We start from the raw sequence: 21,781 nt of genomic DNA on the forward strand, positions 1-21,781 counted from the left end.
GGTCGCGCGGGGAGCCGCCGAGCCGAGGGGGTCGCTGACGCCGTCAGCCGACGACGACGTCCCACCGGCGGACGGTCCAGCTCGTCACCAACCCGTGGACGACGTAGGGGTCCTGCTCGGCGAACCGCTCGACGACGTCCCGCTCGGCGGTCCACACCAGCAGCGCGCGGTCGTGCGGGTCGGGCAGCGCGCCGGCCAGCAGCAGCTCGCCGCGCTCGTGGGCCGCCCGGGCGAGGGCCAGGTGGTCCTCGCGCAGCGCCGCCCGGCGCTCGAGGTAGTCGGGGGCGAGGACGTACTCCAGCAGCAGGTGCACCCCGCCACCCTGCCCGGTCGCCGGGCCGGAGCGCGACGCGGCTCACGAGACCGCATCGGCCCTCGTCTTGTCCTACTGGCGGGTCACGACGATGCTCGCCCTACCCCGATGCCGGAGCACCGAGGTCTGCTGCGACCCCGGCTCCGGTCCAGGACAACGAGGCGCACGCGCCCGAGCCCCAGGAGGACCCGGTGACAGCGACCCAGGAACGCACCAGCAGGACCGGCGACAAGCTCTCCGGCCGGGTGGCCTTCGTCACCGGCGGGACCCGGGGGATCGGGGCCGCCATCTGTCGCAGCATGGCCGCCCAGGGCGCCGACGTCGCCGCCGGCTACAGCGGCAACGACGAGGCCGCCGAGCGCTTCCGCAAGCAGTTCTGCGACGACTTCCCCGACCAGGGCTTCTCCGTGCACAAGGGCGACATCGGCAACCCCGACGACTGCCGGCGCACCATCGACGAGGTCATCCAGGAGCACGGCCGCCTCGACGTCCTGGTCAACAACGCCGGCATCACCGCCGACCGCACCGTGCTGAAGATGACCGACGACGACTGGCGCCGGGTCGTCGACGTCAACCTCTCCGGGGCCTTCTACCTGTCGCAGGCCGCGCTCAAGCACATGCTCGAGCGGGGCAGCGGGCGGATCGTGATGATCTCCTCGGTCATCGGCGAGACCGGCGGCATCGGCCAGGCCAACTACTCCTCGGCCAAGGCCGGGCTGCTGGGCCTGACCAAGACGCTGGCCCGGGAGGCCGCGATGCAGGTGCAGCGCTCCGGCAAGACCGACGGCCTCGGCATCACCGTCAACGCCGTGACGCCGGGCTACACCGCCACCGAGATGCTCGACAGCGTCCCGGACAAGGTGCTCGACGGGCTCAAGGCCAAGATCCCGCTGGGCCGGCTGGGCGAGCCGGAGGAGGTCGCCCGCGTCGTGCACTTCCTCGCCGCCGACGCCTCGGGCTACATCACCGGGCAGGTGTGGGGGGTCAACGGCGGGCTGGACATGTAGCCGCAGCAGGACCGCTGACCACCACCACCGAGGGAGGGGACCGGGTGTTCGACCGCATCGCCGTCGTCAACCGTGGGGAGCCCGCGCTGCGGCTGATCCGCGCGGTGCGGGAGCTCGACGCCGAGCACGGGACGCGCACGCGCGTCATCGCGCTGCACACCGAGGCCGAGCGGCGCGCCACCTTCGTGCGCGCCGCCGATGAGGCGGTGCAGCTCGCCGACACCGGCGCGGTCAACCCCTACCTCGACCACGCCGAGCTGCGCCGGGCGCTGCAGGCCGGCCGCGCCGACGCGGCGTGGGTCGGCTGGGGCTTCGTCGCCGAGGACCCCGCCTTCGCGGAGCTCTGCGCCGAGCTCGGCGTCACCTTCGTCGGCCCGCCGCCGGAGGCCATGCGGCTGCTCGGCGCCAAGATCGAGGCCAAGGTGCTGGCCGAGAAGGTCGGCGTCCCGGTGGCCCCCTGGAGCCACGGGCCGGTCGAGGGACCCGACGACGGGCGGCGGCACGCCGAGGCCATCGGCTACCCGCTCATCGTCAAGTCCCGCAGCGGCGGCGGGGGCCGCGGCATCCGCGTCGTCCGCGACCCCGCCGAGCTCGAGGCGGCGCTGGCCCGCACCCAGGCCGAGGCGCAGCGCACCTTCGGCGACCCCAGCGTGTTCATGGAGCGGCTGGTCGAGGGCGGCCGGCACGTCGAGGTGCAGGTCATCGCCGACCAGCACGGCACCGTCTGGGCGCCCGGCGTGCGCGACTGCTCCGTGCAGCGGCGCAACCAGAAGGTGCTCGAGGAGTCCAGCTCGCCGGCCCTCACGCCGGAGCAGGACGCGGCGCTGCGCGAGTCCGCCGTCGCCCTCGTGCGGGCCGCCGGGTACGTCGGCGCGGGCACCGTCGAGTTCCTGTACCAGCCCGAGGAGCAGCTCACCACCTTCCTCGAGGTCAACACCCGGCTGCAGGTGGAGCACCCGGTCACCGAGGCCACCACCGGCCTGGACCTGGTCAAGCTGCAGCTGCACGTCGCCGCCGGCGGCCGGCTCGAGGGCACCCCGCCCCCGGCCACCGGGCACGCGGTCGAGGCCCGGCTGACCGCCGAGGACGCCGAGCAGGGGTTCGCGCCCGCTCCCGGCCGGGTCGAGCTGCTGCGCATGCCGACCGGCCCCGGCGTCCGGGTGGACACGGGCCTCAGCGTCGGCGACGTCGTCCCGCCGCAGTACGACTCGATGATCGCCAAGGTGATCGCGTGGGGCCGCGACCGCCCCGAGGCGCTGGCCCGGCTGCGCTGCGCGCTGCGCGAGACCACCGTCGTCCTGCGCGGCGGCACCACCACCAAGACCTTCCTGCTCGACCTGCTCGACCGCCCCGAGGTCGTCGCGGGCACCGCCGACACCGGGTGGCTCGACCGCACCGGCACCGGCGGCCCCCGGCCGTCGGGGAGCGCGTGGGTGGCGCTGGTGCAGGTGGCCGTCGACCTGGCCGAGGCCGAGGAGCAGCGGGAGCGCCAGGCGTTCCTCGCCTCGGCGCGCGGTGGGCGGCCGCGGGCGCCGCACGAGGTCGGGCGTGCGATCGAGCTGGGCCTGCGCGGGCAGGTGTACCGGCTGACCGTGGCCACGGTCGACCGCGACCGGCACCGGGTGGAGCTCGACGGCCGCGCCGTCGACGTCGAGGTCGACCGGCTCGGCCCGCTGGAGACCCGGCTGGCCGTCGGCGGGCGGCGTCACGCGGTGGTCGCCGTCGAGGCGCCCGGGTCCACCCTCGTCGAGGTCGACGGCGAGACCCACCGCGTCGGCCGCGACGTCGGCGGGCTGGTCCGCGCGCCCGCCCCGGCCGTGGTCGTGGCCGTCCGGGTCGCGCCGGGCGACGAGGTGGAGGCCGGCCAGCCGGTCGCCGTCCTGGAGTCGATGAAGATGGAGACGGCGGTGCGGGCGCCGTTCGCCGGGCGGGTCCGCGAGGTGCGCGCCGCGGTCAACAGCCAGGTCGACGCCGGCGCCCCGCTGCTGGCCCTCGACCGCGCCGGCGGCGAGGCCGAGGAGGCCGCCGGCGAGCGGGTGGCGCTGCCCGAGGACGCCACGACGCCCGACGGCGACCCGCGCGCGCGGGCGCTGGCCCGGCTGGCGGCGCTGCGGGCGCTGGTCACCGGCTACGACGTCAGCGGCGGGCACGCCCGGCGGCTGGTCGCCGAGTACGCCGCCGCCCGCGACGAGCTGCCCGCCGACGACGCGCAGCTGCTGGCCGCCGAGCTCGACGTGCTGGTCACCTTCGCCGACGTCGCCGAGCTCTCCCGCAACCGGCCGGCCAGCGCGGAGGAGGAGGCCGACACCCAGGTCCACAGCCCGCGCGAGTACTTCCACGCCTACCTGCACTCCCTGGACGCCGACCGGGAGGCGCTGCCGGAGGCGTTCCGCGCCCGGCTGCGGCGCGCGCTGGCCCACTACGACGTCGAGGACCTCGAGTCCTCGCCGGCGCTGGAGGAGGCCGTGCACCGGTTGTTCCTCGCCCAGCAGCGCGTCGGCGAGCAGCTGCCCGCGGTCTACGCCCTGCTCGACCGTTGGCTGACCGCCGACCGGCTGCCCGACGGACCCGCCCGCGGCGAGGTCGGCGAGGTGCTCGACCGGCTGGTCGTGGCGACCCAGCTGCGCCACCCCGCACTGGGCGACCTCGCCCGCGCCGTCCGCTACCGGCACTTCGAGGAGCCGGTGGTGCGGGCCGCCCGCCAGGAGGTCCTCGACCGGGCCGCCCGGCTGCTCGACGAGCTCGACGAGGCCGGCGCGCGCGGCGACACCGCCGAGAGCATCCGGCGGATGGAGGCGCTGGTCGCCAGCCCCGAGCCGCTGATGCGGCTGCTGGCCCAGCGCCTGGGCCGCCCGACCGCCGTCCCCGACCCGGTGCTCGAGGTGCTCACCCGGCGCTACTACCGCAGCCGCAGCCTCGAGGACGTGCGCTCGACGCTGCTCGACGGCGACGCCTGCGTCACCGCCGACTACGACCTCGGCGGCCGCCGGCTGCACCTGCTGGCGCTGATGACCGCCGCCACGCGGCTGCCGCAGGCGCTCGAGTCGGTGGTCGGCGCGCTCGCCGGCGTCGCCGACCCCACCCAGGCCGTCGTCGACCTCTACGTCGACTGGCCCGACCGGCCCGCCGACGACGACGCGCTCTCCGACGCCCTGCGCGGCGTGCTCGACGCGGTCCCGGCGCTGGGCACCGGCCGCCGGGTGACCGTCACCGTCTGCACCCCCGACGGCGAGGTCGAGACGCTCACCTACCGCCCGGGCGACGCCGGCCGGCTCGCCGAGGAGCGCATCATCCGCGGCCTGCACCCGCTCACCGCCCAGCGGCTGGACCTGTGGCGGCTCAAGGAGTTCGACGGCGAGCGGGTGCCCTCGCCCGAGGACACCCACCTGCTGCACGTCACGGCGCGGGACAACCCGGACGACGAGCGGTTCATCGCCATGGCCGAGGTGCGCGACCTGACCCCGGTGCGCGACGAGAGCGGCGCGGTCGTCGGCTACCCGACCGTGGAGCGCCAGCTCACCTCCTGCCTGGACGGCCTGCGGCGCGCGCAGTCGCTGCGGCGCTCCCGGCGGCCGCTGGAGCACAACCGCATCCACCTCTACGCGTGGCCCTCGATCGAGGTGCCGCTGGCCGAGGTGGCCGAGTTCGCCCGCACCGCCGCGCCGCTGACGATCGGCGCCGGCCTGGACCAGATCGTGCTGCTGGCCCGCCTGCAGGAGGAGGAGGGCCGGCCGCCGCGCGAGGTGGCGGTGCGCTTCTCCAACCGCCCCGGCACCGGCGTGCGGATGCAGGTCACCGACCGCCCGCGGGAACCGCTGCGGCCCCTGGACGACTACACCGCCAAGGTGCTCAGCTCCCGGGCCCGCGGCGCGCCCTACCCCTACGAGCTGGCCACCCTGCTGGCCGGGCCGGACGGCTCCTTCGTCGAGCACGACCTCGACGGCGGCCGGCTGGTCCCGGTGCAGCGCCCCCCGGGGCAGAACCGGGCCGGCATCGTCGTCGGGCTGGTCACCACGCCGACGGCGCGCTACCCGGAGGGCATGACCCGGGTGGCCCTCTTCGGCGACCCGACCAAGCAGCTGGGCACCGTCTCCGAGCCCGAGTGCTCCCGGGTCGTGGCCGCCCTCGACCTGGCCGAGGAGCGCGGCATCCCGGTCGAGTGGTTCGCGCTGTCGTCGGGCGCGCGCATCTCGATGGACAGCGGCACGGAGAACATGGACTGGGTCTCCCGGGCGCTGCGCCGCATCATCGAGTTCACCCAGGCCGGCGGCGCGATCAACGTCGTCGTCACCGGGATCAACGTGGGCGCCCAGCCGTACTGGAACGCCGAGGCCACGATGCTCATGCACACCAAGGGCATCCTGGTCATGACGCCGGACAGCGCGATGGTGCTCACCGGCAAGCACTCCCTCGACTACTCCGGCGGGGTGTCGGCGGAGGACAACTTCGGCATCGGCGGCTACGACCGGGTCATGGGCCCCAACGGGCAGGCGCAGTACTGGGCGCCGGACCTCACCGGCGCGCTCGACGTGCTGTTCCGGCACTACGCGCACGCCTACCGGGCGCCGGGGGAGCGCTGGCCCCGGTCGGCGCCGACCAGCGACCCGGTCGACCGCGACGTGCGCTCCTTCCCGCACAGCCACCCCGACAGCGACTTCACCACCGTCGGCGACGTGTTCTCCGCGGAGGCCAACCCCGAGCGCAAGAAGGCCTTCGACATCCGCACGGTCATGCGGGCGGTCACCGACGCCGACCACCCGGTGCTCGAGCGGTGGGCGGGCATGGCCGACGCCGACACCGCCGTCGTCCTCGACGCGCACCTCGGCGGGTACCCGGTGACCGTGCTGGGCATCGAGTCGCGGCCGATCGTGCGCCGCGGCAGCCACCCCGCCGACGGCCCCGACCAGTGGACGGCGGGCACGCTGTTCCCCCGCTCGTCGTGGAAGGCGGCGCGGGCGATCAACGCCGCCAGCGGCAACCGGCCCCTGGTCGTGCTGGCCAACCTGTCGGGCTTCGACGGGTCGCCGGAGTCGCTGCGCAAGTGGCAGCTGGAGTACGGCGCGGAGATCGGCCGGGCGATCACCAACTTCGACGGCCCCGTGGTGTTCTGCGTGGTCTCCCGCTACCACGGCGGCGCCTTCGTCGTGTTCTCCGCGGTGCTCAACGACAACATGCAGGTGCTCGCCGTCGAGGGCTCCTACGCCTCGGTCATCGGCGGCGCCCCGGCCGCGGCGGTGGTGTTCTCCCGCGAGGTGGACAAGCGCACCGCCGCCGACCCGAGGGTGCGCGAGCTGGAGGCGGCCATCGGGTCGGCCGACGCCGTCGAGCAGGCCCACCTGCGCGCCCAGCTGGCGACCGTCCGCAGCGCCGTCCGCTCCGAGAAGCTCGGCGAGGTCGCCGCCGAGTTCGAGGCCGTCCACGACATCGAGCGCGCCCGACGCATGGGCTCGGTGCACGACATCGTCCCCGCCGCCGAGCTGCGGCCCCGCCTCGTCGCCGCCGTGGAGCGCGGCATGGCGCGCGCAGCAACGACCTGACCGCCACGACCTGAGAGGACTCGGCGTGAACGCGTTCGTCCTGAACCGGCACGGCCGCATGGTGTTCCCCTCGAACATCATGCCGGAGCTGGACTTCTCCACCATGGAGACGCTCGAGCAGCTCGACAGCGTCATCCGGCGTGACTTCGAGACCAAGGCCCCCAGCGGCACCGAGATCCTGGAACGGGTGCGCACCGGCGCCTACGAGAGCCGGTACGACCTGATGCGGGACCTCGCGCTCAACCTGTTCTGGGCCAACCGGTTCTCGATCACCATGTACGACAAGCGGCCGACCCGCTGGGGCGACCTCCCGCGGACCCGCCCCGACGTCTTCCTCCCCGTCCTGGAGCCGTGGGAGGACGGCGAGGCCAAGGTCACCGGCGTCCAGGAGGCCTACCCGACGCTGCCGTCACGGTGGAACGAGGGCTGCGAGGACCGGATCTTCCAGATCCTGTTCGACGTCTTCGCCAACCGGCGCAACCACGCCTCCACGCTGCCGGCGGTCAAGCCCACGGTCGCGGGGTTCCTGGAGCAGCCCGGCGCGCTGACCTTCCGGCTGCGCGGCTACGACCCCGACTACCCCGTGTACGACTACACCGACATCCTCGACGTCTCCGAGGACGTCCCCGAGCTCGAGGCGCTGCACCGCTGGGCCATGGTGCTGCACAACCAGTACCCGTGGGACCGCTCGCAGGTGGAGCTGGCCGACGCGAGCCAGATGCAGGACGACGACTGGGTGGTCGCCTTCCACCCGCGGGACAAGGAGGTGCGGGCCTTCCTGCGCCGGTTGCGCGCCGGCCACGCACCGCGGCCGGTCGCCGGGCCGCGCGAGTCCCGTCCGCCGGTGCGGCCCTACCCCGAGCTCGACGTGCGCCGGAGCTTCTCGGTGCAGCCGCGGATCGAGGCACTGGCCGCGGTGCACGGCGACCAGGTGTGCGGCAACGACGACCTGATCCGCAACACCGCCTACAACTGGTCGCCGATGAGCGCCGAGGAGATCGCGGCCAAGACCGGTATCGAGCAGCGCGAGTACAGCTCGCTCCCGCTGGAGGAGCTCGCCCTGCAGGCCGCCGAGGCCGCGCTGGAGAAGTCGGGGCGGCAGCCGGAGGAGATCGGCGCCGTGCTGGTCTGCACGTGCACCAGCTCCCGGCTCATCCCGTCGCTGGCCACCTATCTCTGCGGCCAGCTGGGCATGCACCAGGTCTACGCCGCGTACGACCTCATCGCCGCCTGTGCCGGGATGCCCTACGGCGTCGCCGACGCCGTGCGGATGCTGCAGGAGGTCGAGCGGCCGGTCCTCGTCGTCTGCGTGGAGAAGTTCTCCGACAAGATCGGCAACGTCCGCACCTCGCGGATGATCTTCGGGGACGGCGCGGCGGCGCTGGTCGTCGGCCCGGCCCCCGAGGGCACCGAGGGCGACATCGACTACATGAAGACCTACGCCAGCGGCCCGGCCAGCGAGGTGAACTCGATCCTCTGGCCCAACCCGGAGTTCGACAACAACATCACCGTGTTCGGCCCGCAGGTGAAGGCGCTGGCCGGCCGCTACCTGTCCCAGATGATCGACGAGCTGGGGCAGCTGCCGGCGCCCGACGGCCGGGACGGCTCGCTCATGGACGCCATCGACCTGATCGTCCCGCACCAGGCGAACAAGACGATGGTCATCGGCCTGGCGGAGCGTGCCGGCCTCACCGCCGACCAGCTCTACTTCAACATCGAGCAGGTGGGCAACACCTCCTCGGCGAGCATCCCGCTGGCCATCCACGACGCGGTCCGCGACGGGGTGATCACCGAGCCGGTGCGGGTCTTCGCGCCGGGGTTCGGGGCGGGCGCCGTGGCCGGGTACGCGGTCATGCGGGTCGACCCGGCGGTGGTCGCCGTCCAGACGGCGTCCGTGCCGCACGAGCAGGGAGCCGACCTGCCGGCCCCGACGGCCTCGGCGCAGACCGGGTCGGCGTCGGAGGGGATGCAGGAGGCCTTCGGCTGAGCAGCCGGACGGGCCACAGCACGGTCCGCGCCGCCGACGGCACCCGGCTGCGCGCCTGGAGCAGCGACGGCGACGGCGTCCCGGTCCTGCTGTGCAACGGGCTGGGCGCGCCGGCGGCGGCCTGGCCGCGGCTGGTGGCCCCCGGCAGCGGCTTCCGGGTGGTCACCTGGGCCCACCGCGGGCTGGCCGGCTCGCAGCGCCCGGCCGACCGCGACCGGGTGCGGGTCGAGGACCACGCCGACGACGCCCGCGCCGTGCTCGACGCCTTCGGCCTGTCCTCGGCCACGGTCGTGGGCTGGTCGCTCGGGGTGAACGTGGCGTTCGAGCTGGCGCTGGAGCACCCCGACCGGGTGCGCTCGCTGCTCGCCGTCGCCGGGGTGCCCGGCGGGTCGTTCTCCGCGCTGTTCGCGCCGCTCGGCGTGCCCCGGCGGCTGCGCACCCCGGCGGGGCGGCTGAGCAGCCGGCTGCTGCCGCTGGTCGGGCCGCTGCTGCCGGTGCTCGTGGGCAGCCTGCCGCCGTGGCCGGAGCTGCTGACCGCCGACGGGGTGCGCGGCCCGGCGCGGGAGGCCGGGCACCCGGCGGCCCTCTACACGGTGCTGCGCGAGTTCTCCCGGCACGACTGGCGCTGGTTCCGGCACCTGGTGCTCGCCGTCGCCGAGCACGCCCCGCTCGACGTCGGCGCGGTGCGGTGCCCGGTCACCTTCGTGGCCGGCAGCCACGACGCGCTGGTCGACGTCGCCGACGTCGCGGCCGCGGCGCGCGCCGTCCCCGGCGCCCGGCTGCGCACAGTCCCGGCCACCCACTTCGTGCCGCTGCAGTACCCGCGGCTCATGGCGGCCGAGCTGCGGGCCCTGGTGGCCCGGGAGCGCCGGGTGTCCTGAGCGGTCAGGCGCGGGCCGGCACCCGGTCGCGGACGTAGGAGCCGGGCGCCGGCTCCAGCGGCGGGTGCGCCGCGCTGCCGAGGGTCTCCGGTGCGGGCACCTCGTCGCCGGAGCGCTCGATCGCCCACTCCGACCACGGCTCCCACCAGCTGCCGGTGTGCTCCTCGGCCGCCGCGCGCCAGGCGTGCGCGTCGGGGCCGGGCTCGCTGCCGGTCCAGTAGCGGGCCTTGGGGTTGCCCGGCGGGTTGACCAGGCTCTGGATGTGGCCGCTGGAGCTCAGCACGAAGGTGCTCGGCCCCGACAGCAGCTGGGTGGTCCGGTAGCAGCCGTGCCACGGGGTCAGGTGGTCGGTGAGCGCGCCGGTGACGAACGTGGGCACGGTGATCCGGCTCAGGTGCACCGGCGTGCCGAGCACGGTGAGCGCCCCGGGCCGGACCAGCGCGTTGGTCGAGAAGATGTCCAGGAACTGCTCGTGCAGCTTCGCCGGCAGGTTCGTGCCGTCGGCGTTCCAGGCGAGGATGTCGAACGCGGGCGGGTCCTCGCCCATCAGCCACTGGCGCACCAGGTAGTTGAAGACCAGGTCGTCGGGGCGCATCCAGGTGAACACCGAGCCCATCTGCCGGGCGGTGATGACGCCCTGCCGGGTGGAGTTGCGCCGGGCGACGTCGAGCAGCCGGGGACCGGAGAAGGCGCCCAGCGGGGCGCGGCTGGCGAAGTCGAGCAGGGTCACCGCGTAGCCGGCGGCGGCCACGCGCTCGTCGCCCTGGGCGGCGAGGTGGTTGAGCGCCGTCGTCATCACCTGGCCGCCGGCGCACAGGCCCAGCGTCGTGACGTCGGGGGAGCCGGTGATCTCGCAGGCGGCGTCGACCGCGCTGAGCACGCCGCCGGCGTAGGTGTCGAGGTCCCACTCGGACTGCGCCTTGGTGGGGTTGCGCCAGCTGATCATGAAGACCTGCAGGCCCCGGCTCACGGCGTACTCGACCAGGCTGCGGCCCGGGCGGAGGTCGAGGAAGTAGAAGCGGCCGATCGGCGGCGGCACGATGACCAGCGGGCGGGCCCGGACCCGCGGCGTCGAGGGCGTGTACTGGATCAGCTCGACGATCTCGTCGCGGTACACGACGGCACCGGGGGTGACCCCGAGGTCCTCGCCGACGGTGAAGGCGCTGCGGTCGACCTGCGAGGGCATCCCGCCGTTGCGCACCAGGTCGGTGAGCGCGTTGCGGGCACCGCGGACCACGCTGCGCCCGGCGGTGTCGAAGGCCCGCTTCAGCGCGGCCGGGTTGCCCAGCAGGGTGTTGGTGGGGGCCATGGCGCTGGTCAGCGCGGTGAAGAGGAAGCGCACCTGCTCGACCTCGCGCCAGTCGGCGCCGCCGGCCGCGAAGTCCTCGACCAGGCGGTCGAGCGCCCCCGTGGTGGCCAGGTAGGACTGGACGAGCCGCCGGTAGCCCGGGTGCAGCGACCAGGCGGGGTCGGCGAAGCGGGCGTCCTTGGGCGACGGGGCGATCTCGTCGGTGCCGCGCAGGATGCGCAGCGCGTCGCGCCCCAGCCGCACGGCCTCGCGCGCCAGCGGCCGCGGCTGCGCGAGGGTGGCGGCCACGCCGCGCACCATGCCCCGCGTGGAGGGCAGGGTGACCGGCTCGCCGCCCTCGACCGGCACGCCCTGCGGGGTGTCCCGCGGCGCCCGTTCCGCGTCCGCGGCTCGCCGGCCGGTCGCCGGGCGCGGGCGCGGCGGTGTCGTCGTCGTGGTGGTCACGGGTGCCCCCTCTGTGAGCTGCATCACACGAGGTCGACCGTAGCCGGACGACGTGCGCTCGTGCCAGCTCACCGCCCTCAGCGGCCGGGCGGAAGACCCCCGCGCCGTGACACCGGCGACACCCCGCCGGCGGCGTACCAGGAGGCCAGCCGGGCGAACCCCTCCTCGAGGGACACCGCGGGCCGCCAGCCGAGGGCCGCCCGGGTGCGGCGCTGGTCGAACCAGTGCGCGGTGGCCAGCTGCTCGGCGAGGAACCGGTTCAGCGGCGGCACCGAGCGCCGCCGGGTCGCCTCCCACACCGCCTCGACCGCGGCACCGGCCACCCAGGCCGCGGCGAAGGGCACCCGCCGGCGCGGGCCGGGGACGCCCGCCGCCCGGCACAGCCGGCCGAGGACCTCGGCGATCGGGCGCGGCTCCCCGTTGGAGACGACCAGCGCCTCGCCGTGCACCGGGCCGCACGCGTCCGCGGCGGCGACCAGGGCCGCGGCGGCGTTGTCGACGTAGGTGGTGTCGACCAGCGCCGCGCCCGATCCGACGACCGGCAGCCGACCGCTCCGGGCGCGCTCGACGATCCGCCCGACGAGCTGGGTGTCGCCCGGGCCCCACACCAGGTGGGGCCGGACGGCGAGCACCGCCAGGCCGGGGGAGTCGGCGGCCAGCGCGTCGAGCTCGGCGATCGCCTTGCTGCGCGAGTACCGGCCGCGGGCCCGCCGCGGGTCGGCCGGCTCCGCGCCGACGCCGGCCAGCGCCGTCCCGGCGTGGGCCACCGACGGGGAGGACACGTGCACCAGCCGGCCCACACCGGCCGCCCGGCACGCCGCGACGACGGCCCGGGTGCCCTCGACGTTGGCGTGCCGGTACTCCGCCCACGGCCCGGTCACGTCGACCTTGGCGGCCAGGTGCAGCACGGCGTCCTGCCCGTGGGCCGCGCGGCGCACGACCGCCGGGTCGGCGACGTCGCCGAGCACCTCGGCGCACGGCAGTCCCGCCGGGCGGCGCTGCAGGACGGTGACCTCGTCGCCGCGCTCGAGCAGCGCGGTGGCCGTGGCCCGGCCGAGCATGCCGCTGGCGCCGGTGACCAGCACCCTCACGGGCGGGCGCCGGCCAGGAACCGGGCCGCCCGGCGGGCCACCTCGGCGCGGTCGACCTTCGACTGGTGACGGACGTCCACCGGCAGGCGGGCGGTGGTGAGCACCGCGGCCACCTCGACACCGGCGGCCGCGCGCACCGCGTCGGCCAGCCCCGCGTCGGCCAGCCCGGTCCGCCGGCGCCGGCGGCGCCCCGACGGCACGACGACGACCACGACGACCTGCGCGCCGGCCGGGCCGACACCGACCGCCGCGGCCGCCGCCACGCCCTCGAGCCGCTCCACCCGCTGCTCCACGCCGACGGGGGTGACCACCCCGCCGGCCGTGGTCACGACGTGCTGCAGCCGCCCCTCGACCCACAGCCGGCCCTCGGCGTCGAGGTGGCCGACGTCGCCGGTGCGGTGGAAGCCGGGGTCCCGCGACGCCGCCCGCTCCAGGGCCCACAGCGCGTCGTAGCGGTCCTTGACGTGCGCGGCCGAGACGCAGACCTCACCGGTCACGCCAGGGGCGTCCGTGAGCGGGCCGTCGGCGGCGCCGTCGGGGGACAGCGGGCTGACCCGCACGGTGACGCCGGGCAGCGGGGCGCCCACGCAGACGCCCTCGCCGTCGCCGGCGGCCTCGATGCCGGCCAGCGAGACGTCGGTGACGGGCAGCGCCTCGGTCATGCCGTAGGGGGTGTGCGCGTCGGCATCGGGCAGCACGTCGCGCAGCGACCGCAGCAGCGCCGCCGGGACGGGCGCACCGGCCGACATCAGCAGCCGGACCCGGCCCAGCGCCGTCCGCTGGGCGGCGGACAGGTCACCGGCGGTGGCCGCGACCCGCCGCAGCGCCGCGGGGGAGGCGAAGACGACGGTCGCGTCGACCGCGGCCGCGGCGTCGGCGAGGGCGGGGGCGGTCAGCGACCCCGGCGCGGTGACGTCGACGTCGGGGACGGCCGAGCCGATGCCCAGCGCCGGCCCGAGGATGGCGAACGGCGCGAACGCGGCCACGAACCGGTCGCCGCTGGTCAGGCCGTAGGTGGCCCGCACCAGCTCGAGCTGGGCGGCGGCCTGGCGGTGGGTGTAGACGACGCCCTTGGCCGGCCCGGTGGCGCCGGAGGTGAACAGCACGGCGCAGTCGTCGTCCACCGGCGGCTCGGCGGGCACCGGCGCCGAGCGGCCGCGCGCCTCCAGGTCCTCGAGCGTGTGCGCCGCACCGAGGCCGACGCCCGCGCGGCCGGCCGCGATCCGGGAGCCGGGCAGGCCCATGACCCGGGCCGCGGCCAGTCCCGCGCGGCTGCCGACGACGTGCCGGACGCCCGCGCCGCGCAGCGCCCGGCGCATGCCGCGCAGGCCCAGGCCCTTGTCGGCCACGACGACGACCGCGCCGGCCCGCCACACCGCGTACACGGTGGCGGTGAGGTCGGCCGAGGGCTCCACCAGCAGCGCGACGCGGTCACCGGGCCGCACCCCGGCGGCGGCCAGGCCGGCGGCGAGGTCGCGCACCCGCCGGGCCAGTGCCGACCAGGACACCGCCGCGCCACCCACCTCGGCGACCGCCACCGCGTCGTCGGCCGCCCGCTCCTCCAGCGCCGACCACAGCCGGCGGCCGCCGTCGCCCGCCGGGCGCGCGGGGGCGGGGGTGCGGTCGAGGTCGGCGACCCACTGGGCGACGGCCCGCGCGTACTGCGGGGCGTCCTCGGGGAGCAGGTGCGAGGCGCCCGCGTAGCGGTGCAGCTGCGCCTGGGGCAGCCGCTCGCGCAGGTCGGCGAGGTAGCGCTCGCCGAAGACCGGGTCGCGCGGCCCCCACAGCAGCAGCGCGGGGACGTCGAGGCCGCGGATCGCCTCGGCGACGGCCTCCTGCGCCGCGCGGGAGGGGTGGCCGGGTGAGAAGGGGATGTCGGCCACGAAGTCGCCCACCGACCGCCGGCGCGCCGCGGTCCGGTAGGGGGCGGCGAAGGCGCGGCGGACGTCGGCGGGCAGCGGCGGGCGGGACAGCGCCGTCGTCGCCCGGACGAACACCGGCGTGCCGACGGTGACCGCCGCCCGCACGCCCGGCGCGTCCGCGGCACGGATGAGCAGCGGGCCCCAGTCGCCCTCCGGCATGGCGACGGCGGTGTTGGCGAGGACGACGCCGCGCAGCTCCGCCCGGTGCGCCAGCGCCCAGCCCAGCGAGATCACGCCGCCCCAGTCGTGCCCGACGGTGACCACCGGGCCGGTGAGGCCGAGCGCGGCGGTGAGGTCGCCGAGGTCGGCGATGCGCTGCGCCAGCGGCCGCGGCCCGGCCAGCCGCTCGGAGAAGCCCATGCCGAGCTGGTCGGGGGCGACCACCCGCCAGCCGGGCGGGGCGGCGGCGACCAGCCGCCGCCACAGGTAGGACCAGGTGGGGTTGCCGTGGACGCACAGCAGCGTGCCGACCGGGTCGGGCACGCCGTTGTCGAGGACGTGCCAGGTGTGCTTGGCCCCGGTGGCGTCGGCGACGGTGACCGTGCGCGACCACGCGGGGTCCAGGCCCGGCAGGTCCGGGAGGAGGCCGGGCTCGCCGGTGCTGTCGGGGGCCGTCACCAGGCGAGCTCGAGGCAGGAGACGTTGAGGCCCGAGCCGATGCCCATGAGCAGCACGCGGTCGCCGTCGGCGAGGGAGTCCTGCTGGCCGGCCAGGGTGTAGGGCACCGACGCCGGGCCCAGGTTGCCCCGGGTGGGGAACGTCGTGGGGACCAGCGCCGGGTCGATGGCGAACCGGTCGCACATCGCCTGGGTGTGCACCTTGGACACCTGGTGGACGACGTAGCGGTCCATGCCCGCCGCCCAGTCGACCTCGCCGGCGGCCTCGGCCCACATGTCCTGCGACAGCTGCAGCCCGGCGTCGAGCAGGCCCTTGAGGTCGGTGCGCATGAGGTCGTTGTCGCCGGTGCACAGCTCGTGGTGCTCGGTGCCGGCGCGGCTGACCGAGGCGACCAGGCGGTGGCCCTCGGGGTGCCGGTCGGCCCGGCCGAGCACCATCGCGACCGCGCCGGAGCCCAGCGTCAGGGTGGCGAACTGGGCGATGACGTCCTTGGAGACGGTGCCCGGCCCGTTGAGCCGCTCGACGGTGCGCTCCTGGACGGGGCGGGCGTCCTCGCCGTTGACGACGAGGGCGTACTCCACCATGCCCGACTCGATCATCGCCGCCGCGAGCTCCATGCCGTTGACGAAACCGAGGCAGGCGTTGGTCACGTCGAAGTTCTGGCAGGAGCGGGGCAGGCCCAGCGCGTGGTGCACCGCGACCGCCGTCGAGGGCTCGAGGTAGCGGCGGCTGACCGAGGTGTTGACCATCAGGCCGATCGCGGCCGGGTCGACGCCGCTCTCGCTGACCGCCTTGGCGCCGGCCTCGGCGGCCCCGTCGACGAAGGTGACGCCCTCGGCCCACCAGCGGCGCTCCCGGATGCCGGCGAGCCGCTCGAGCAGGCCCGGGCGCAGCCCCACGCGGCGGTAGGTGTCGGCCAGCGCCTCGTCGAACGCGTCGGAGGTGACCACCCGGCTGGCGTCGGCCGTCTGCACCGCCAGGACGGCGGTGTTGCCGAAGCGGTGCGTGGTGTTGCCGTTCGTGTACAGGCCGCTCATCCCTGGATCCAGTCCTCGGAAGGGCCGACCCCAGCGCGCCGCCCTCGGTGCGGGGCCACTACCCGTGCACCCACGCCGCACACGGCCGGAGCGCAGGTCCCGGCGCCGTCCCCTCGTGTCGCGGGGCCCGGACGCCCCGACGATGCACGTCCGCAGAGCCTATGCGGAGCCCGGCTGACCGACGGGGGCGGCCACGGGTGAGGGACCTCAGACGAGCACCCGGCCGCCGTGCACCGGGTCGGCGGCCTCGGCGGCCAGCAGGATGCGCCGGGCCGGGCGGTAGCGGCCCTCCCGCAGGCTCCGGGCCTTGGCCGGGTCCACCCGGGCCAGCTCGGCGCTGACCGCGAGGTCGTGCTTGTTGTCGGCCAGCAGCACCAGCCGGCCCAGCGGGTGGGCGGCGCAGCGCCGGATCAGCCCGGAGATGTAGGGCTCGCCGGGGCGCGGCGTGACCGCGTCGACGGCCTCGACCACCACCTCCGGGACGCCGAGGGCGCGCAGCCGGTCGAGGTCGTAGCGGCGGTCGGGGTCGGGGTGGTCGCGGGTGTCGGCGACGACGTCGCGCAGCGTCCCGGCCATCTCCGCGTACGGGCCGTACGGGCGCAGCGCCTCGGCGACCGGCCGCAGGTGCGCCAGGTAGTGGTCGCGGCCCTGCCGGTCGACCTGCCCCTCGTGCGCCCGCAGCGCGAGCAGGTGCGCGTCCGGAACGCTGAACCCCACGGCTGCGAGGTTACGGCGGCTCAGACGTCCCGGCGGGCGAAGACCGTCCCGGCGAGCCCCAGCACCAGGGCCACCCACAGCACCGACCAGGCGAGGTAGGCCGGCGTCAGCCCGGCCTCGCTGAGGAACGGGAAGCCCGCGAACTCCGCGCCGGCCGCCAGCACCGCCGACGGGTCCTGGAAGGCGTGCATGGCACCGCGCCACAGCCCGTCGGTGGGCAGCAGCATCCGCGACACGGTGCCCACCCGGGCCACGCCCTCGTTGCCCAGCGCCGCCCCGACGCCGCCGACCACGCCCGCGATCCAGGTGGCACCGAACAGCCCGACCGCCACCACGCCGGAGGCCATCGGCGAGACCGCCGTGGCCAGCAGCAGGCCGAGGGTGAGCAGCACCGCCGTCTGCGCGGCCAGCAGCGCCAGCCCGGTCACCGGCTGCGGCGGCCAGTAGTCGACGGTGACCCGGACGACGAGGAACTGCGCCAGCCCCGCCAGCACGACGTAGCCGCTGCCGAAGGCGACCAGCCCCAGCCACTTGCCCACCAGCACGGCGCTGCGCCGCACCGGCCGGGCCAGCAGGACCAGCGCCTGCCCGGACTCGACCTCGCCGGCCAGCGTGGGCCCGGCGAGGAAGGCGGTGCCCAGCGCGGCGATCAGGCTCAGCCCGAACATCACCAGGTTGAGCAGCTGGGAGGCGACCAGCCGGACCTCGCCGCTGGTCAGCGCGCCGGCCTGCGACTCCAGGCCGGCCAGCTTGGCGAAGCCCCACGCGGACAGGGCCAGCAGCGCCAGCGTGAGCACCGCGAGCGCGCGCAGCACCTTGCGGCGGGCGGCCTCGCGGAGGGTGAGCCCGGCGACGGTGAGCACCGTGCGGGCGGTCACGGCCGGTCCCCGCGGAGGATGCCGAGCAGCCGCTCCTCGAGGGTGATCCGGCCGGGCTCGACGGCGTGCACGCGCACGCCCAGCGCGACCAGGTCGGCGACCAGACGCGGCACGTCGGCGGTGTCCTCGGCGGTGTCCTCGGCGCCGGGCAGCTCCACGGTCCAGGTCTCGCCGCTGCGGGTCAGCCGGCCGGTCGCGGCCAGCCGGGCCTCCGCGTCGGCGCCCACGCCGGTGAGCCGCAGCCGCAGCTCGCGGCGGCCGAGCAGCTCGCCGAGGGTGCCGGCGGCGGCCACCCGGCCCCGGTCGAGGACGACGACCCGGTCGCAGACCCGCTCCACCTCGCCGATCAGGTGCGAGTTGAGCAGCACCGCGACCCCGTCCTCGCGCAGCGCCAGGACGACGTCGCGGACGTCGGCCCGTCCCAGCGGGTCCAGCGCGCTGGTCGGCTCGTCGAGGACGACCAGCTCCGGGCGGGCCACCAGCGCGACGGCCAGCCCCAGGCGCTGCTGCATGCCCTTGGAGAAGCCGCCCACCCGGTCGCCGGCGCGGTCGGCCAGGCCGACGAGACCCAGCCGGTCGCGCTGCTCGGCCGCGGGCACCGCCGCCCCGGAGAGCCGCACGTGCAGCGCCAGCACCTCGGCGGCGGTCAGCCACGGCTGGTAGCGGAAGAGCTCGGGCAGGTAGCCCACCCGCTCCCGGGCCTGCGGGTCGCGCCCGGGACGGCCGAGCAGGTGCACCTCGCCGGCGTCGGGGCGGACCAGGCCCAGCAGCATCTTGATCACGCTGGTCTTGCCGGCGCCGTTGGGGCCGAGCAGGCCCACGACCTCGCCGCGGCCCACGGTGAACGAGACGCCGTCGACGGCGGTGCGGCGGCCGTAGCGCTTGCGCAGGCCCGAGCACCACACCGCCGGGGACGGCGGCAGGCCGGCCAGCAGCCCGCGGGCCGCGGCGAGGTCGGGGCCGGCGGTCATCCGTCCAGGCCCCGCGCCACCGCGAGCACCTCGTCGGCGCCCAGCGAGCCGGCCACCGCGGTGACCACGCCGTCCTCGACCCAGACCACACCGGCGACCAGACCGTCGCGCGAGGTGAGCACGGTGGCCGGCGCCCCGTCGACGTCGGCGGGCTCGCTGGTGGCCAGGCCGGCGGGCACCGGCAGCGGCAGCGTCGTCGCGGTGCCCTCGAAGCCGCGCAGCTGGGCGGCGAGGTCTTCCGGGATGCCGGGCAGGGACAGCAGGTAGTCGCGGGCGGTGGCGAACGGGATGCCCGACGACTCGCCGGTCGGGGCGCCCGCGCGGGCCACCACCAGCGCCGGCGCACCGTTGGCGCTCGCCCACACCGCGGCCACCCCCGGGCCGGCGGTCAACCGGAACTGCCCGCCGTCGAGTCCGGGCGGCGGGGGCGGCAGCTGCTCGCCGGCCTCGGCGGCGGCCTGCGCCGCCCGCTCGGCGGAGAAGGTGAACACCGCGCTGACCCGGCCGCCGGCCTGGTACGTCGGCTCGCCGGTGACGCCGCGCGGCAGCTCGGCCACCTGCGGCACGGCCAGGCCGGTGGCCGCCTCCGCGGCGGCGGCGTCGGGCACCTCGCGGACGTCGGGCTCCTCGAGCACCTCCACCTCGCCGTAGGCGGTGAGGTCGGGCAGCGCCACCAGGTCGGCCTGGGTGACCGTCACCGGCGCGACCTGCTCGGTGCGGAAGACCTGCAGCCAGTCGCCGGCGGCGGCCACCCCGCCGCCGGCGAGGACGACGAACACGCCGAGGCCGGCGACCAGCGGCCGGCGCAGCGCCCACCGCCGGCGGGGGGCGGTCGCCGGGCGGGGACGGCCGGCGGCGACGGCGGCGGACAGCCGGTGCCAGGCGGCGTCGGTGCCGGGGCCGGCCGGGGTGTCGGTGCCCAGCGCGGCGGCCGCGGCCCTGGCGTCGCGCTGGGCGGCGGCCAGGCCGGACAGGCAGGCCGGGCAGCCCGCGACGTGCTCGCGGTCGGCGTCGGCGACGCCGGCCGGCTCGTCGACGAGACGGCGCAGCGTGCCGTCGGAGGGGTGGCGCTCAGTGGTGCGGCGCATGGCGGGTCAGCTCCTCACGAAGGGCGGACTCGGCGCGGCGGACGGTGGTGCCGACGCTGCCGGGGGAGAGGTCGAGGGCGGCGGCGACCTCGGCGTAGCTGAGGCCGCTGTGCCGCAGGACGAGGGCGACGGCCTGCCGGCGGGGCAGGCGGGCCAGCGCCGCGCGGACGCGGCGCCGCTCGTCGCGGGTGACGACGTCGTCGGCGACGTCGGGTGCGGTGGGGTCGGGCGCGCCGGCGGCCTCCTCGCGGGTGGCCCGCCGGCGGTCGGAGCGCAGGTGGTTGAGCGCGGTGTGCGCCGCGGCGACGGCCAGCCACCCCGGTGCCTCCCCGGCCGGCACCGACGAGCGCGCGAAGGAGAGGAACACCTCCTGGGCGACGTCCTCGGCGCGGTGCCGGTCACCGACGACGCGCGCGGCGACGGCGACCACGCGGGGCCAGGCCGTGCGGAAGACCTGCTCGAGGTCGGCCCGGACGGCGTCGCCTCCCGCCACGGTCCCGCCGTCCTCCCGTCGCGCCCGTCCGGCCGCCCGCCCGTCCGGCCCGCGCCGTCCCGCGCGGGACAGGACTGCCGGCGCGGCGGCCGCCGGTGCGCTCCCACCGTGCCCGATGATCCCCACGTCGACAGAGCACCGCCGCCGCGGCGGATGTGACACGGCAGGTCAGGCGGGGCCGATCGTCCGGTCGAGGTAGTCGTTGCGGAAGGCCCCGCGCGGGTCGTACCGGCGGACGAGGTCGCGGAAGTCGGCCATCCGCGGGTAGAGCCGCTCGAGCTCGGCGGCGCCGGTGGTGAACAGCTTGCCCCAGTGCGGGCGGGCGCCGAGCGGCCGCAGCGCCGCCTCGATCTCGGGGAGCAGGGCGGTCACCGCCGGCTGGTCGGGCAGCCAGGTGAAGTGCAGGGCCAGCACGTCGCCGCCGTACGCGGGGCTCAGCCACAGCTCGTCGGCGGCGACGGTGCGGATCTCGCCGACCTGCAGCAGCGGCGAGATCCGCCCGGCCAGGGAGCGCAGCGCCTCGCAGGCCGCCCGCGCGTGCTCCCGGGGGACGAAGTACTCGCTCTGCAGCTCCTCGCCCCGGCTGGGGGTGAACTCGGCGCGGAAGTGCGGCAGCCGCTCGTGCCACTCCCCGGGCAGGTCGAGCTGGTCGGTGAGGTTCTCCACCGGGGCGTCGGGGAGCATGTGCGTCGGCTCGGTGGCGGCGCGCGCGCCGAAGAAGTCCTCCGGGGCGACCTCGAGCTCGTCGGTGCGCGACTTGACGTACACCGAGGTCACCCGGTGCCAGTCGGTGAACACGCTGACGCTGTAGGCGGCGGCCGTGACGGCGTCGAGGTCGGCGAACAGCCGCTCCCAGGTGAGCCCGAGGTAGGCGCTGGTGCGCACGCGGAAGGTGGGCTGCGTCCGCAGCACGACCCGCGTGACGACGCCGAGCGCGCCCAGGTGCACCACCGCGCCGGGCAGGTCGGCGTCGTCCGCGCCGAGGACCACCAGCTCGCCGTCGGACCGGACGAGCTCCAGCCCGGCGACCGACGTGCTCAGCGAGCCGTTGCGGTTGCCGGAGCCGTGGGTGCCGGTGGCGGTGGCCCCGGCGACGGTGATGTGCGGCAGCGAGGCCAGGTTGTGCAGCGCCCGCCCGCGGCCGGCCAGCTCGCGGACCAGCTCGCCGTAGCGCATCCCGGCCGGCACGCGGATGAGGCCCGCGGCGTCGTCGACCTCGACGGGCAGCGCGAGGTCGTCGAGCAGGACGTGGTCGGCGGTGGTGTCGGCGATGTCGTTGAAGCAGTGCCGCGAGCCCAGCGCCTTGACCCGCTCGCTGCGGGCGACGACGTCCTGCACCTCGGCGACGGTCCTCGGCCGGTGCACCCGCGCGGCCCGGTAGGTGAGGTTGCCCGCCCAGGTGCGCAGCGGTGCGCCGACAGCGTGGTCCTGCGTGACCGTGGCGGGCTCCTCGGGGTGCGGCTGCTGGGGTGCGGCCACGCTACCCCC

The 21,781-nt window shown here is 76.5% G+C and carries 15 protein-coding genes; 4 read left to right on the forward strand and 11 right to left on the reverse strand.

Going from position 1 to position 21,781, the window contains the following annotated elements:
* Nucleotides 1-43: 43 nt before the first annotated feature.
* On the reverse strand, nucleotides 44-313 hold the full coding sequence (locus LY71_RS07695; protein WP_106276367.1) for a YciI-like protein: 270 nt from the start codon (nucleotides 311-313) through the stop codon (nucleotides 44-46).
* 191 nt (nucleotides 314-504) lie between these two features.
* Here LY71_RS07695 and LY71_RS07700 point away from each other — a divergent pair, with 191 nt between their 5' ends.
* From LY71_RS07700 to LY71_RS07715, 4 genes are read left to right on the forward strand one after another with little or no spacing between them, the layout of a single operon-like run.
* Nucleotides 505-1,320: a 3-oxoacyl-ACP reductase family protein gene (locus LY71_RS07700; RefSeq protein ID WP_106276368.1), complete on the forward strand. Its 816-nt coding sequence runs from the start codon at nucleotides 505-507 to the stop codon at nucleotides 1,318-1,320.
* A gap of 44 nt (nucleotides 1,321-1,364) precedes the next feature.
* A complete protein-coding gene (locus tag LY71_RS07705; protein ID WP_106276369.1) occupies nucleotides 1,365-6,857 on the forward strand; it encodes an ATP-binding protein in 5,493 nt (1,830 codons plus the stop codon).
* A 25-nt stretch (nucleotides 6,858-6,882) separates the two neighbouring features.
* On the forward strand, nucleotides 6,883-8,844 hold the full coding sequence (locus LY71_RS07710) for a 3-oxoacyl-ACP synthase III family protein (protein WP_106276370.1): 1,962 nt from the start codon (nucleotides 6,883-6,885) through the stop codon (nucleotides 8,842-8,844).
* Between the two features lie 47 nt (nucleotides 8,845-8,891).
* The gene (locus LY71_RS07715; protein ID WP_281261595.1) at nucleotides 8,892-9,725 is read left to right on the forward strand and encodes an alpha/beta fold hydrolase; all 834 of its coding nucleotides are present in this window, start codon (nucleotides 8,892-8,894) and stop codon (nucleotides 9,723-9,725) included.
* 4 nt (nucleotides 9,726-9,729) lie between these two features.
* On the opposite strand, the gene LY71_RS07720 is transcribed toward LY71_RS07715, so the two are convergent.
* The 10 genes from LY71_RS07720 to LY71_RS07765 all read right to left on the reverse strand — a co-directional run bounded on the left by LY71_RS07720 (nucleotide 9,730) and on the right by LY71_RS07765 (nucleotide 21,772).
* Nucleotides 9,730-11,478 carry a PHA/PHB synthase family protein gene (locus LY71_RS07720; protein WP_106276371.1) on the reverse strand — a complete coding sequence of 583 codons (1,749 nt, stop codon included), beginning with the start codon at nucleotides 11,476-11,478 and terminating at the stop codon, nucleotides 9,730-9,732.
* Nucleotides 11,479-11,555: 77 nt separating this feature from the next.
* The gene (locus LY71_RS07725; protein ID WP_106276372.1) at nucleotides 11,556-12,569 is read right to left on the reverse strand and encodes an NAD-dependent epimerase/dehydratase family protein; all 1,014 of its coding nucleotides are present in this window, start codon (nucleotides 12,567-12,569) and stop codon (nucleotides 11,556-11,558) included.
* Nucleotides 12,566-15,109: an alpha/beta fold hydrolase gene (locus tag LY71_RS07730; protein ID WP_106276373.1), complete on the reverse strand. Its 2,544-nt coding sequence runs from the start codon at nucleotides 15,107-15,109 to the stop codon at nucleotides 12,566-12,568. Before LY71_RS07730 ends, LY71_RS07725 begins: the two co-directional genes overlap by 4 nt.
* Nucleotides 15,106-16,146, reverse strand: a complete 1,041-nt coding sequence (locus tag LY71_RS07735) for a 3-oxoacyl-ACP synthase III (protein WP_106276374.1) — start codon at nucleotides 16,144-16,146, stop codon at nucleotides 15,106-15,108. The genes LY71_RS07730 and LY71_RS07735 overlap by 4 nt, the downstream gene beginning before the upstream one ends.
* A gap of 207 nt (nucleotides 16,147-16,353) precedes the next feature.
* Nucleotides 16,354-16,863 (reverse strand): phosphohydrolase, encoded by a 510-nt coding sequence (locus LY71_RS07740; RefSeq protein ID WP_106276375.1) that lies wholly within the window; start codon nucleotides 16,861-16,863, stop codon nucleotides 16,354-16,356.
* A gap of 20 nt (nucleotides 16,864-16,883) precedes the next feature.
* Complete coding sequence (locus tag LY71_RS07745) at nucleotides 16,884-17,741, reverse strand: ABC transporter permease subunit (protein WP_106276376.1); 858 nt, start codon at nucleotides 17,739-17,741, stop codon at nucleotides 16,884-16,886.
* On the reverse strand, nucleotides 17,738-18,712 hold the full coding sequence (locus tag LY71_RS07750) for an ABC transporter ATP-binding protein (protein ID WP_106276377.1): 975 nt from the start codon (nucleotides 18,710-18,712) through the stop codon (nucleotides 17,738-17,740). Before LY71_RS07750 ends, LY71_RS07745 begins: the two co-directional genes overlap by 4 nt.
* Nucleotides 18,709-19,800, reverse strand: coding sequence for a hypothetical protein (locus LY71_RS07755; protein WP_106276378.1), 1,092 nt, complete (start codon nucleotides 19,798-19,800; stop codon nucleotides 18,709-18,711). The genes LY71_RS07750 and LY71_RS07755 overlap by 4 nt, the downstream gene beginning before the upstream one ends.
* Complete coding sequence (locus tag LY71_RS07760) at nucleotides 19,784-20,293, reverse strand: sigma-70 family RNA polymerase sigma factor (protein WP_091107008.1); 510 nt, start codon at nucleotides 20,291-20,293, stop codon at nucleotides 19,784-19,786. The genes LY71_RS07755 and LY71_RS07760 overlap by 17 nt, the downstream gene beginning before the upstream one ends.
* Before the next feature lie 168 nt (nucleotides 20,294-20,461).
* Nucleotides 20,462-21,772 carry a D-arabinono-1,4-lactone oxidase gene (locus LY71_RS07765; RefSeq protein ID WP_245887751.1) on the reverse strand — a complete coding sequence of 437 codons (1,311 nt, stop codon included), beginning with the start codon at nucleotides 21,770-21,772 and terminating at the stop codon, nucleotides 20,462-20,464.
* Between the last annotated feature and the right edge of the window lie 9 nt (nucleotides 21,773-21,781).

This window comes from Geodermatophilus tzadiensis (genome assembly GCF_003002915.1).
In the GTDB taxonomy this organism is placed as follows: Bacteria; Actinomycetota; Actinomycetes; order Mycobacteriales; family Geodermatophilaceae; genus Geodermatophilus; species Geodermatophilus tzadiensis.

What these genes read in the sequence shown, in the direction of transcription:
- LY71_RS07735 (WP_106276374.1), bottom strand. Translation starts at nt 16,146, where the DNA reads ATGAGCGGCCTGTACACGAACGGCAACACCACGCACCGCTTCGGCAAC.
- LY71_RS07750 (WP_106276377.1), bottom strand. Translation starts at nt 18,712, where the DNA reads ATGACCGCCGGCCCCGACCTCGCCGCGGCCCGCGGGCTGCTGGCCGGC.
- LY71_RS07755 (WP_106276378.1), bottom strand. Translation starts at nt 19,800, where the DNA reads ATGCGCCGCACCACTGAGCGCCACCCCTCCGACGGCACGCTGCGCCGT.